The 13594-nt window shown below is 31.1% G+C and carries 12 protein-coding genes and 1 tRNA gene; 6 read left to right on the plus strand and 7 right to left on the minus strand.

The features are described 5' to 3' along the window. The first annotated feature begins 14 nt into the window (after positions 1 to 14). A complete protein-coding gene (locus NNL09_RS07575) occupies positions 15 to 692 on the plus strand; it encodes a head GIN domain-containing protein (protein ID WP_025666133.1) in 678 nt (225 codons plus the stop codon). 37 nt (positions 693 to 729) lie between these two features. Beyond that, positions 730 to 1425: a LysE family translocator gene (locus tag NNL09_RS07580; protein ID WP_025666132.1), complete on the plus strand. Its 696-nt coding sequence runs from the start codon at positions 730 to 732 to the stop codon at positions 1423 to 1425. 30 nt (positions 1426 to 1455) lie between these two features. On the opposite strand, the gene NNL09_RS07585 is transcribed toward NNL09_RS07580, so the two are convergent. Together NNL09_RS07585 and folB are read right to left on the minus strand one after the other, a co-directional pair. Then, positions 1456 to 1526 (minus strand) — tRNA-Cys (locus NNL09_RS07585). Positions 1527 to 1621: 95 nt separating this feature from the next. Continuing rightward, the gene (gene folB, locus NNL09_RS07590; RefSeq protein WP_025666131.1) at positions 1622 to 1978 is read right to left on the minus strand and encodes a dihydroneopterin aldolase; all 357 of its coding nucleotides are present in this window, start codon (positions 1976 to 1978) and stop codon (positions 1622 to 1624) included. 161 nt (positions 1979 to 2139) lie between these two features. Here folB and NNL09_RS07595 point away from each other — a divergent pair, with 161 nt between their 5' ends. Beyond that, positions 2140 to 4182 (plus strand): glutamine--tRNA ligase/YqeY domain fusion protein, encoded by a 2043-nt coding sequence (locus tag NNL09_RS07595; protein ID WP_196911620.1) that lies wholly within the window; start codon positions 2140 to 2142, stop codon positions 4180 to 4182. Positions 4183 to 4235: 53 nt separating this feature from the next. Here the strand turns inward: NNL09_RS07595 and NNL09_RS07600 are convergent, their stop codons facing one another. The 3 genes from NNL09_RS07600 to NNL09_RS07610 form a co-directional block, all read right to left on the minus strand. Further along, on the minus strand, positions 4236 to 4745 hold the full coding sequence (locus NNL09_RS07600) for a hypothetical protein (protein WP_206539218.1): 510 nt from the start codon (positions 4743 to 4745) through the stop codon (positions 4236 to 4238). 283 nt (positions 4746 to 5028) lie between these two features. After that, a complete protein-coding gene (locus tag NNL09_RS07605) occupies positions 5029 to 5973 on the minus strand; it encodes an SPFH domain-containing protein (RefSeq protein WP_025666128.1) in 945 nt (314 codons plus the stop codon). 70 nt (positions 5974 to 6043) lie between these two features. Beyond that, positions 6044 to 6211 carry a DUF4177 domain-containing protein gene (locus tag NNL09_RS07610; RefSeq protein ID WP_081748282.1) on the minus strand — a complete coding sequence of 56 codons (168 nt, stop codon included), beginning with the start codon at positions 6209 to 6211 and terminating at the stop codon, positions 6044 to 6046. A gap of 191 nt (positions 6212 to 6402) precedes the next feature. Between NNL09_RS07610 and NNL09_RS07615 the strand changes: the two genes are divergently transcribed. Next, on the plus strand, positions 6403 to 6960 hold the full coding sequence (locus NNL09_RS07615; protein WP_196911619.1) for a hypothetical protein: 558 nt from the start codon (positions 6403 to 6405) through the stop codon (positions 6958 to 6960). A 58-nt stretch (positions 6961 to 7018) separates the two neighbouring features. Here the strand turns inward: NNL09_RS07615 and gltX are convergent, their stop codons facing one another. Continuing rightward, entirely contained in the window at positions 7019 to 8530 is a 1512-nt protein-coding gene (gltX, locus tag NNL09_RS07620) for a glutamate--tRNA ligase (protein WP_196911618.1), read from the minus strand. A 112-nt stretch (positions 8531 to 8642) separates the two neighbouring features. Continuing rightward, positions 8643 to 9683, minus strand: a complete 1041-nt coding sequence (locus tag NNL09_RS07625) for an alkane 1-monooxygenase (RefSeq protein WP_196911617.1) — start codon at positions 9681 to 9683, stop codon at positions 8643 to 8645. A 101-nt stretch (positions 9684 to 9784) separates the two neighbouring features. Between NNL09_RS07625 and NNL09_RS07630 the strand changes: the two genes are divergently transcribed. Together NNL09_RS07630 and ybeY are read left to right on the plus strand one after the other, a co-directional pair. Then, on the plus strand, positions 9785 to 13174 hold the full coding sequence (locus NNL09_RS07630) for a DUF4175 family protein (protein WP_196911616.1): 3390 nt from the start codon (positions 9785 to 9787) through the stop codon (positions 13172 to 13174). Next, on the plus strand, positions 13167 to 13586 hold the full coding sequence (gene ybeY, locus NNL09_RS07635) for an rRNA maturation RNase YbeY (RefSeq protein WP_196911615.1): 420 nt from the start codon (positions 13167 to 13169) through the stop codon (positions 13584 to 13586). Before NNL09_RS07630 ends, ybeY begins: the two co-directional genes overlap by 8 nt. Positions 13587 to 13594: the final 8 nt, after the last annotated feature.

A 13594-nucleotide genomic window follows, 5' to 3' on the forward strand; every position in this document is an offset into this window, starting at 1 on the left:
TTAAAAACAGGGCGATGAAAAAATTGATATTTCTTTTTATGTTTTTATGGGTTGCATTAGGGCAAGCTCAAGAAGACGTTAAAACTAAAAATCTAGATTATTTTACAGAAGTAAAAGTTTTTGATAAAATAAAAGTAACTCTTGTTAAAAGTGATAAACATAAAGTTATAATCACTGGTTATAAAAGATACGACGTAGAAATTATTCAAGAAGGTCTTATTTTAAAAATTAGAATGTCTTTGGATAATCTGTGGGATAAAAGTAATACCGAAGTTTTAGTTCATTATGAAGAGCTTAGAAAAATTGATGCTAATGAAGGATCAACAGTAGAAGTAAAAGATGTTCTTAACAGAAATAAACTGGATCTTAGAGCTCAGGAAGGAGCAGTTATACAAGCAAAAGCTGAAACAGAAACATTATTTATTAAAGCAGTCACAGGCGGAGAAGTACATTTAGAAGGTATAGCTAAAGAACAGGAAGTCGTTATTAATTCTGGAGGAAAGTATTTTGGTAGTGAACTTGAAACAAAAAGAACACAAGTAAAAATTAGTGCTGGCGGAGTAGCAGAAGTAAATGCTAAAGATTATATCAAAGCAAATACTAATGCAGGAGGGAGTATAAGGATTTATGGAGATCCGAAACAAAAGGATACTAAAAAATTTTTAGGCGGAAAAATTGTTGAAGTTAACTAAGTAGTTTTTAACTTTGTAATAAATACGCTTAGACCCTATGCTTCAAGATGCTCAAGCAGCTATACCATTAGGTTTTTTATTAGCCTTTCTAATTGGACCCGTTTTTTTTGTACTTCTGGAAACAGCGGCTATTAAAGGGTTTAGAGCAGCTTTAGCTGTAGATTTAGGAGTTATCTTTGCAGATATAGTATTTATTCTTATCGCTTATTTTAGTACCAATCAGATTTTAGAAAAAATAAAAGATGATCCTGCCTTATTTATATTTGGAGGGATGTTATTATCTACTTATGGTGTAATTTCTTTTATTCAGGAAAGAAAAAACTATAATAAACTTAGAGATACTACGGTAGAAATTATCAATAAGCATAACTACTTTATGTTATTTATAAAAGGTTTTTTGCTCAATTTTATAAATATTGGAGTATTGGGATTTTGGTTAAGTGTTATTATTGTTATAGGACCACAGTTAGATATGAATACCAATAGAATTCTACGTTTTTTTACAATAGTTTTAGGTACATATCTTTTTATTGATTTCTTTAAAATGTTGCTAGCAAAGAGATTGAAGAGAAAATTAACTCCAAAAAGAACCTATATTATCAAAAGGGTCATTAGTATTATTATGATTGTATTTGGTGTATTTCTTATTTTAAAAGGTGTTTTACCAGATACAATGGAGAAACGAATTCAGGACGAAATTGAAAAAATAACACCAGAATCCAGATTTAAATAAAAAATCCTGCACGTAAGTACAGGATTTTTGAGGTGTCGAGCGGATTCGAACCGCTGTAGATGGTGTTGCAGACCACTGCCTAGCCACTCGGCCACGACACCCAATTTTTGGTTGGAAGGCAAATGTAAAAAAATTTATGATTACTTCTTAAATGATTTTACAATAAAACGCTTTTCATACAATTTTAACACTATAGTTATCGGTTTTTGCTTCTTGTGATAGTAACCATTTCTACATTTCCACCAATAGGTGGGTTAATTTTAGAAACATCTACAACAACTTTATCAACCAATGGTAATTCATCTAATATACGAACTAAAATTCGCTCTGCGGCATGTTCTAATAATTTAGAACGAATAGCCATCTCTTCTTTTACAATATGATTAAGATGAACATAATCTACAGTTTCTGCTAAACGATCAGATATTGCAGATTTTGATAAATCGGCCTTAATCTTTAGATCTACTCTGTAATCCGATCCTATTTTTTTCTCTTCGACAAGGCATCCATGATAAGCATAAACCTTGATATTTTTTAACTTTATTAGTCCCACGGGGTTTTTAAGCAAATGTAAAAAGAATCTTTATGATTTGAGTAGGGAGAATACCCCTTTTCTAATGAATTTTGATATTAATAAAATAATTGCATTAAAGATTTTTATACAATAGCAAGGCAGGATTAGAATTTGTAGTTTTGTGTTTTATTAGATTACAGATGTCAGAAGAAAAAAAACCGCTTAATTTTATAGAGCATATTGTAGAGGAGGACCTTACAACCGGAATGAGTAAAGAAAATTTACGTTTTCGTTTCCCTCCAGAACCCAATGGGTATTTGCATATAGGACATACCAAAGCAATAGGTATTAGTTTTGGTCTTGGTCTTAAGTATAATGCACCGGTAAACCTACGTTTTGATGATACTAATCCTGCCAAAGAAGAACAGGAATATGTAGATGCAATTAAAGAAGATATAACATGGTTAGGATATCAATGGGATAAAGAATGTTATTCGTCTGACTATTTTCAGCAGTTATACGATTGGACTGTTGAACTTATTAAAGATGGTAAAGCCTATGTAGATTCTCAATCTGCAGAAACTATTGCTTCTCAAAAAGGAACTACCACAGAACCTGGAACCAATAGTCCATACAGAGATCGTTCTGTTGAAGAAAATTTAGAGCTTTTTCAGAAAATGAAAGAAGGTAAGTTTGATGAAGGCGATCATGTAGTGAGAGCAAAGATCGATATGGCAGACCCAAATATGCTAATGCGAGATCCTTTGATGTATAGAATATTAAAAAAATCACATCATAGAACCGGTGATGATTGGTGTATTTATCCAATGTATGACTGGACACATGGCGAAAGTGATTATATAGAAAACATCTCACATTCTTTATGTTCCTTAGAATTTAAACCACATAGAAAATTGTATGACTGGTTCCTTGATCAAGTATATAGTACCAATATACGTCCAAAACAAAGAGAGTTTGCAAGACTTAATTTAAGTTATACGATCATGAGTAAGCGTAAATTACTCAAGCTAGTGGAAGAAGGAGTAGTATCTGGATGGGATGACCCCAGGATGCCTACAATCTCGGCATTAAGAAGACGTGGATATACTCCGGCATCAATACGAAAGTTTGTCGAAACTGTTGGTGTTGCAAAACGTGAAAATGTAATTGATGTATCATTATTAGAGTTCTGTGTACGAGAAGATCTTAATAAAACAGCACCAAGAGTAATGGCAGTTTTGGACCCTGTTAAGCTTGTTATTACCAATTACCCAAAAGGAGAAGAAGAGTGGTTAGAAGCAGAAAACAATCCAGAAGATGAAGCTGCGGGTTCTAGAAAAATACCATTTTCTGGCGAATTATATATTGAAAGAGAAGATTTTAAAGAAGAGGCAGGTAGAAAGTTTTTCAGGTTGACTTTAGGAAAAGAGGTACGCCTTAAAAATGCATATATCATCAAAGGAGAACGGGTGATAAAAGATGCCGAAGGAAATATTACAGAAATCCAATGTGCATATGATCCAAAGAGCAAGTCGGGAAGTGGTACCGAAGAATCAAAACGTAATGTAAAAGGTACGTTACATTGGGTATCAATAAGTCATGCTATTCCTTCAGAAGTTAGGATTTATGATCGATTATTTAATGATGAAGCTCCAGATAGTCATAAAGACAAAGATTTTGTTGAGTTTTTAAACCCAGATTCTTTAAAAATAATAACAGGTTATGTAGAACCTAGTCTAAAGGATGTTAAACTATTAGACCAGTTTCAGTTTCAAAGATTGGGGTATTTTAATGTGGATATTGATAGTGCCCCTGGTGCTTTGGTATTTAACAAAACAGTTGGTTTACGAGATACGTGGGCAAAGGTAAAACCAGTTCCTACAAATCAAGATATTAAAAAACAACCTCAGAATCAGCAAAAAGCGATACTTCCAATCGAAGAAATAAAAAGAGCAGGGAAGAAGTATACAAATGTACCAGATATTAAAAGAGAAGGGCTTAAAATCAAAATTATAGAAGCTGCCAAAACTGTAGAAATAGAAGAGCTTGTACCTCTTTATGAAACAGCTGTAAAAAAAGCAGGAACTCGTATTGCTACTATGATTGCCTTGAGCGAAATCCTTAAAAATAAAGGAATTCAACCTGATCAGTTAGCAAAAGATTTTATTACCAAAGCTCTTGAGGATAAGAATGAGTTATTGCAATTAGAAGCCCAAAAAGTGGCTTCTGACTATGATATATAAAGGAAAAACTTGTAGATACAGAAAATGTTTTGTGTCTATAAGTTTTTTAATTTTTAATTATCTGCAATGTGCTCATCTAAAGGAATTTCGATATCTGTTTTAAAATTTGGGAAGAGCTTTTTGGTTTGCGGATCATCAAGAAGCTTATTAGATTCTACAAAATACCATTGAGATTTTTTCTTGTTATAAAAACCAAATAATGAACTTTTTAAGGTAATTAATCTACCATTAAAGTCCATTTTCACTGTGTTTTTAACTAAACAATGATATTCTCTGTTTTCTTTTTTTATCTCTGTTACTTCATCTACTTCAGAACTAAGGATTTTTATTTTTTGAGCATCCATGGTTCTGTAAATTTCATCCATAGTATCCATTAGTTGTTTTTCCCCATACGCTTTGTAAACTTCTGGATGAGTATATTTGAGTATGGTACTTAAATTTCTATCCATTGATGCTTTAGAAGTTGCTTTTGCATCTCGTAATGCAAATTCTTTTAGTGTAGTCATGTTTTGACAAAAAACACTTCCGGAAATAAGAAGGAAAATAAATAAGTAATTTTTCATGGGGGAAAATTTTTTATAAAGATAATAATTTTTTGTGGTATAAGTAATTTTTATAGTTTTTAAGAAATCATTAATTTTTCTTATCAAAAATAGCTTAATATAAAATGATATAAGAGGAGAAAAAAAAAAGGTAATATAATATTATCACTTTTATGTGTTGGTTGTATAAAAACGCGTTATTTTAAGTTTTTTAGAAAAATAGCAATAATTTTAAATCATTGTAGAAAAAAACAAACCCGATCATAAAATTTGATCGGGTTTGGGAATTAAAATTATATTCTTATTACTTGTTGTCTGGTTTTTTGCCAAGGCCTTTTTTAGCATTTTGTTTTTTCATTTCTTCTCCTATTTGATTTGAAGCTGTAAATGATGCAATCATATTATTTAACATATCACTTCCCGCTTGTGGAGAATTAGGTAGTAAAATTAAATTACTATTGGTTTCCTCTCCAATAGATTGTAAAGTATCATAATGTTGTGTTACTACAATTAATGCAGAAGCTTCCTGAGAATTAATACCTACATTATTTAAAACATCAACACTCTCTTCTAGACCTCTGGCAATTTCTCTACGTTGATCTGCAATACCTTGCCCCTGTAATCTTTTACTTTCAGCTTCGGCACGCGCTTTTGCAACAATTTTAATTCTTTCAGCTTCAGCTTCATATTCTGCGGCAACTTTTTCACGTTCGGCAGCATTAATCCTGTTCATCGCTTCTTTAACTTGCATATCCGGATCAATATCGGTTACCAGCGTTTTAATGATATCGTATCCATAATTTACCATTGCCTCATTAAGTTCTTGTTTTACTGCTATAGCAATATCATCTTTACGTTCAAAAACATCGTCTAGTTTCATTTTTGGTACTTCGGCACGAACCACATCAAAAACATAAGATGTAATTTGATCATGTGGATTTTCTAATTTATAAAAAGCATCATATACTTTTTCTTTAATTACCTGAAATTGAACAGAGATTTTAAGACGTACAAATACATCATCTTTTGTTTTGGTTTCAACAAGAACATCAAGCTGTTGGATTTTTAGATTGATTCGCCCAGCGATTCTATCAAAAATCGGAATTTTAAAATGTAATCCTGAGTTTCTTATACTTAAAAACTTACCAAATCGCTCAACCACTGCAGAGGTTTGTTGTTTTACAGTAAATATCCCTGAAAACAGAATGATAAATCCGAGAATTACTATTGGAATTAAATATAGCCCCATTGTTTTATATATTAAGAGTTAAAAGTTTTTCTGAAAATCAATGTACTAATAAATTGTAAATGATTGATTGTTATTTTGAAATTGTTATCATAGCGATATATGTATTTGCTAAAAAAGAAATATCTACAACTTCCCAGCCTTCTTTAGAGAACTTATTCATAGCGTTTTCTACCTTTTCTCTAAGTTTTTCTGAAGACCAATTTTCTGATATACGTATAACTTTATATTGTTTCCCCATAGTTGAATAGTTTTAGTGTAGTTACTATATCAGTATAGTAATTTTGATATATGTTACATTTTCGGAGAAAAGAATTATAGATAAGTAAACCGTCACTTTTTTGGGCATAATCATCACAATCTTTTTTTAGAATACTAATTTGTTTTATGATTCTGGTATGTTAGCACCCTTTAATTTAAAAAGGTAAAATAATGAAAAAAATAAAAAAATTATTACTTGTAGTATTAATAACAACTCTTATTTCTTCTTGTAACAGTAAGCTTTCGTTCGATGCAAAAGGATTTAAAGGAGTAGAGGAGAACTTAAAAAATAAATTTGGAGATGATGCTTTTTATACCGAATTATCAATTACATATGTTAAGCAAGTAGGAACAATAATTACTACAACAGTAACTAAAGATCCGTCATCATTAAAAATGGGGAGTTGGAATTTTAGTAACAGCTCATGGTCGCAAACAGCAGATGTTACTCTCGAATTATCTGGCGGTAAGGCTCAAGATTTTATGTTTAATTTAAATGAAGAAGTAGACTTAAGTAAACTGGGAGAACTTATAGAAAGTTCTATAAAAAAACTTAAAGAAGAGAAAGATATTAGTGCAGCTGTTTTAAGTATTGCTTCTATCATGGCACCTGATGATGGAGACAACTCAAAGATGAATTATTTTATTCAATTAAAACCAGAAAATGGAGGAACTGATTTTACTTTCGTTTATAATTTGGATGGAACATTAGAAAAGTTCGATTATTAAAAGTAACTGGTAATATATACAGGTCACTACTTCATATCAATAGTGACCTGTATTTTTTCTAGTTTTTCTCAATGGCGTTTTCTATTCTTTTTATGGTTTCTTTTTTACCAATCATAGATGCAATTTGAAATAAATCGGGCCCTTGAAGTGAGCCTACTAAAGCTATACGAAGTGGCATCATGATTTTACCAAAACCAATTTCTTTTCCTGTAATCCACCCTTTTACAATGGTTGAAACATTATCTTCCGAGAAATCCGAAATGTCATTTAATATTCTTGTTAACTCGTGCATTAAACCTGGCGTATCTTGTTTCCAGGCTTTTTTAATGGCTTTTTCGTCATATTCACTGGGTGATAAAAAATAAAAATGACTAAGGTCCCAAAAATCTTTGGTGAATGTAGCCCGTTCTTTTATTGTATCTATAATAACATTAAGATCTAAGGTTGTAGAAATGTTTTTTTTAGATAAAATGCCTTCAAATTGTTGAGACAATATAGTACTATCGATTTTTTGTAACTGTTGTTGTTGAAACCATTTGGTTTTTTCTGGATCGAATTTGGCACCTGCTTTATTAACGCGTTTTAAGTCAAATTCTTTAATTAACTCCTGTAAAGAAAATAATTCTTGTTCTGTACCTGGATTCCACCCTAAAAAGGCAAGCATATTAACAACAGCTTCGGGTAAGTAACCATCTTCACGATATCCAGAAGAGATACTTTGACTTTTTGGATCTACCCATTGCAACGGGAATACCGGAAATCCCATTTTATCACCATCTCTTTTGCTTAGTTTCCCTTTACCTACAGGTTTAAGAATGAGAGGTAAATGTGCAAAACTTGGAGCTTCCCAATTAAATGAACGATACAAAAGAACATGAAGAGCTAGGGATGGTAACCATTCTTCTCCTCGAATCACATGTGTAATTTTCATTAAGTGATCATCTACAATATTGGCAAGATGATATGTAGGCATCCCATCACTTTTAAATAAGATTTTATCATCTAGAATATTAGTGTCTATACTTATGTCTCCACGAATTTCATCTGTAAATTTTAAAATCTCATCTTTAGGAGATTTAAACCTAATAACGTAAGGTTCTCCAGAGTTAATTTTTGCAGATACTTCATCTTCAGATAAGGATAAAGAATTAGTAAGTTTTTCTCTATTATGCCAATTATAAATAAATGTCTTACCATTAGCTTCGTGATCTTTTCTATGACTATCAAGAGCTTCTGTAGTATCAAAAGCAAAATATGCGTGGCCATCTTTTATTAATTGATCTGCATATTGCTTGTATAAATGTTTACGTTCACTTTGTCTATATGGACCAAATCCTCCATCTTTTCCCGGTCCTTCATCGAATGGAATACTACACCAATCGAGCGCTTCTTTAATATAATCTTCAGCTCCAGGAACGTATCTGTTTTGATCGGTGTCTTCTATTCTAAGAACAAAGGTTCCATTATGTTGCTTGGCGAAGAGATAATTAAATAATGCAGTTCTCACACCCCCTATATGTAAGGGTCCGGTAGGACTTGGTGCAAATCGTACCCTAATGTCTTTTGTCATGATTGTGTTTTTTAAACTTTAAAAAGTCTTACAAATAAATAGCAAAGATACAATCTTAAATATGCTATGGAAATGATTTTTCGGGATAAGCGATGAAATTCTTATTACCTTTTTAAATACTTTTCATTTCACGTGGAACGCGTTTATTCATAATCAAAAACCATAGGGGAGGGAGTAATGATAATACCATAGATGTAGGATAACCAAAAGGTAATTGAGGGCTTTTATCATGATGGTCTAAAATTTGATATTTTTTTGATGCTCTGTGATGATGATCACTATGTCGTGTTAGTTCATACAACATAATTCTTCCCAAAGTATGATTCGAATTCCATGAATGAATTTCTCTTACACGTTCATAGCGACCAGAGCTAGTTTTTCTTCTTACTAAACCATAATGCTCGATATAGTTAATAGTTTCAGGTAATAAGAAGCCTGTAACTCCACTTAAAAATGCAACTAGCAATCCTAAAAAACCAAAGAAATATGTAAGTATTGTTAGATATAAAAGAGTAATAACAAAATAGCAAAGCATATCATTTTTTACAGAGAGGAAAGCTTGATTATTTTGTTTTAGCAATTTGAATTGTATTTTCCAGGCATTTATGTATTGCCGTATAGTAGAAGTTATCCAGAAAAAGTAGACGGGTTGATTATATCTAGCTGTGGCGGGATCTTCTTTAGTAGCCACGTTTAAGTGATGACCAAAATTATGCTCTATATAAAAATGCATATACAGGGATGGGAGAAGAAGAGCTTTGCCAATATATCTTTCTTTTGTATACCGATGACCTAATTCGTGTCCGACATTTATTCCATTTGATCCCAAAACAATACCTAATGAAATAATGATACCTATAATTTCATAAGTATCTAGATTAGATGTAGTACTGGTAAAAACTCCAAGGAGTAAAATACCATAAACGATAGGCAAGTTGATATAAAGCATCCAGTCGAATATCTTTTTTTTGGATTGTAATATTTTGTGTTTATCGTCTAAGTTTTTAGTTGATGAATTTGTAAATAATTCTAGTATAGGAATCAATCCAAAGGCGTATATAGGTGTTAGATAGGTATAAATTCCTTGTAACCAAATACCAATAATTGCCATAAAAGGTATTGTGTATGCACAAATATATTTAAGATCTTTCATAACAACTTATATTCTAGACGATTGAATTATCATAAATATAACAATTCTATTAAAAATAAAATTGTAGATTTAGTGGTTAATGAAAAAGGAAGGTATAAAATATGGATAATTTTCAGTTCATAAAAAGCAAGTTAGAGCAGTTTACAAGAAAATATTATGTCAATGAACTTATAAAAGGTATTATTCTTTTTTTCGCTATTGGTGTTCTATATTTTTTAATAACACTGCTTGTTGAGAATTTTTTGTGGCTTAGTACACTAGGAAGAACTATATTGTTTTGGTTATTTATTGCAGTAGAGTTTGGTCTGTTTGTTAAGTTTATACTAGTACCAATTGCTAAACTATTTAAGCTTACAAGAGGAATTGATTATGAAAAAGCATCTGGTATAATTGGAAATCATTTCCCCGAAGTAAGTGATAGACTTTTAAATCTGTTACAATTAAGTGAAAACGAAAATTCATCTGCTTTGTTGCTAGCAAGTATAGAACAGAAGTCAAATGAACTAAAGCCGATCCCTTTTAAGCTAGCTATTAACTTACAAAAGAATGCTAAATATCTTAAATATGCGGCGATTCCTGTAGCTATATTCCTACTATTATTTCTTTTTAATAAAACAGGTTGGATTTCTGATAGTTATAAAAGAGTAGTAAATTATGAAGTTGCTTACGAGCCACCTGCACCTTTTCAATTTTTTATAGTTAATAAAAATTTAAACGCTTTTGAAAATAAGGATTTTGTTCTTAAGGTAAAAACAGCTGGTGATATAGTTCCTGATAATGCTACAATTACATATAATGATGAAATTTATTTTTTAAAAAATGTAGGCTTGGGTGAGTTTGAATATAGGTTTATTCAACCAAAAGAATCTTTAGAATTTGTTATAAGTGCGAACGAAGTAAATTCGATACCATATCGTTTATCAGTGGTTCCGATTCCAGCTTTACTTAATTTTGAAATGAAATTGGACTATCCGAGTTATACTAAGAAAGTAGATGAAATTCTAAAAAGTTCTGGTAATGCAACTATTCCAGAAGGAACAAAAGTTAATTGGGTTGTTTACACAAGAAACACAGATAAAGTTGAATTAAAAACTAAGGATTCTGTTATTCCTTTGGCAAAAAATGGAACAGATTTTTCTTATCAGAAACAGGTGTATTCTAATTTGGATTACCAAATCACTACGTCTAACCAGAATGTAAAAGATTATGATAATTTGGCGTTTAATCTTAATGTGATTAAAGATCAATATCCAGAGTTGAATTTAAAATCTGAAAAAGATTCTGTAGATAATCAAACCATTTATTTCTTCGGTAGAATAAGTGATGACTATGGATTAAATAAACTGCGATTGGTATATTACGACCAGGATAATGCATCCGATATTAAGATTAAAAATATAGCAATTAATAAAGCTATTTTTGATGAATTTATTTATGCTTTTCCGGCTGGAATTGATTTAATAGAAGGGCATAATTATGAGTTTTATTTTGAGGTTTTTGATAACGATGTAATTCATAATTATAAGAGTACAAAAAGCCAGGTGTTCAATTTTAGACAGCTGACAAAAGAAGAGAGAGAAGATGATTTATTAAAAAAACAGAATGAAACAATTTCTGGATTGAATAAGTCATTAGACAAGTTTAAGGAGCAGGAACAGGAATTAAAAAGTTTGAGTAAAACGCAAAAAGAGAAAAAGAATTTAGATTTTAATGACAAGAAAAAACTTGAGAATTTTTTGAAAAGACAAAAAGAGCAGGAGAAAATGATGCAGGATTTTTCTAAAAAATTAAAAGATAATCTTGATCAGTTAGAGAATAAAGAAAAAGAAGAACCTTTTAAAGATGCATTAAAAGAAAGGCTAGAAAGAAACGAGGAAAAACTAAAAAAGAACGAAAAACTGCTGGAAGAAATTGAACGTTTAGCAGATAAAATTAAAAAGGAAGAACTAACAAAAAAACTAGAAGAGCTAGGTAAAGAAAATAAAAGCTTGAAGAAAAACCTGGAACAATTATTAGAATTAACCAAACGGTATTATGTAATAGAAAAACACGAAAAATTGGTTAAAGAGTTAGAAGATTTATCCAAAAGACAAGAAGAATTGTCTGAGAAAAAAGAAGAGGAAAACACAAAAGAAAAACAGGATGAATTGAATAAAGAGTTTGAAAATTTCCAAAAGGAAATGGGAAAACTTAGGAAGGAAAATGAGGATTTAAAAAAGCCAATGAGCCTGGATCAGAAAAAGGATGATGAAAATGAAATAAAAAAAGAACAACAAAAGGCAAGTGAAAATCTTGAAAAAGAAAATAAATCAGATGCTAAGAAGAACCAGAAAAGTGCTGCTCAGAAAATGAAACAGATGAGCAATGGTATGATGATGCAAATGCAAATGGCGGGAGGAGAACAGCAGCAAGAAGATATGGAGATGTTAAGACAGATTTTAGACAATCTGGTTGATTTTTCTATTGGACAAGAAGGTTTAATGAAGAAGTTTAGGGGTATAGATATTAATAACCCAAGCTATTCTTCCAAGCTAAGAAAACAAAGTATATTAAGAGAGAATTTTATACACATAGATGATAGTCTTTATGCTTTAGCGTTACGTACTCCACAGATAACTGAAGTGGTAACACAAAAATTAACTGATATAGAATTTAATATAGATAAATCATTAGAGAGGTTGGCAGAAAACCAGGTTGTTCAGGGTTCGGCTAATCAACAGTATACCGTTACTGGCTCGAATGATTTAGCATATTTACTAAGCAGAACTTTGGATCAGATGCAAAACAGCATGTCAGCATCAGGAAGCAAAGGTAAAAGTGGCTCTAACGAATTTCAATTACCAGACATTATAAAAAAACAAGAAGAATTAAACAAGAAGATGGAAGAGGGGGCAGAAAAAGGAAAGAAGAAAGGCGATAAGGAAGGAGAACAAAAAGGAGGTAAAAAAGGAGAAAAACAAGGTAAAGAAAATAAAGGTAGTGGTAAACAAGGAAATGAAAAGGGAGGGAAAGAAGGCAATAAAAAGGATGGTAATGATAAAAATGGAGAGGGAGAATCGCAGATGCAGAAAGAAGATATGAATGGTGAATTATATGAAATATATAAACAACAGCAACAGCTTAGAAATGCTTTACAGGATAAGATAAGAAAAGAAGGAAAAGGCAATAAGATAGGAAGTAGTTTGTTGCGTAAAATGGAAGAGGTTGAGCAGGAACTGTTGGAAAAAGGATTTAATGAAAGAACATTGTCAAAAATGCTTAATTTAAAACATGAGTTATTGAAACTAGAAGATGCTACTTTAGAACAAGGTGAAGAAGAAAAAAGAGAAAGCAAAACAAATCAAGTACAGTTTGGCAATCAAAACTCACAGCAATTAGAGAAGGCAAAACAATATTTTAATACTACTGAAATATTAAACAGACAAGTATTACCTTTGCGACAAAATTATAAACAAAAGGTACAAGAGTATTTCAAGAAAGATAATGATTAATTTTTTTTACGAGACAAATATAGAGCTACCAAATGAGACTGCATTATCTTCTTGGATTAGTGCTGTTATTTCGTCAGAGAACAAGATAGAAGGAGAGATAAATTTTATCTTATGTGATGATGAGTATCTACTTAAAATTAATCAAGATTTTTTGAATCATGATACATTCACTGATATTATAAGTTTTGATAACACAATGGGTAATCAATTGAATGGTGATATATTTATTTCTGAAGAAAGAGTAGTAGAGAATGCAAAGGAATTTATGGTTTCTGTTGAGGAAGAAATGAGAAGGGTTTTGATACATGGTATATTGCATTTTTGCGGTTATAAGGATAAGCTGGAAAAAGAGAAAAAGCTTATGAGACAAAAGGAAAACGAAAAACTACTAATGTTCCACGTGGAACATTAGTGTAGAAT

The organism is Aquimarina sp. EL_43, assembly GCF_943422735.1.
GTDB lineage: Bacteria > Bacteroidota > Bacteroidia > Flavobacteriales > Flavobacteriaceae > Aquimarina > Aquimarina megaterium.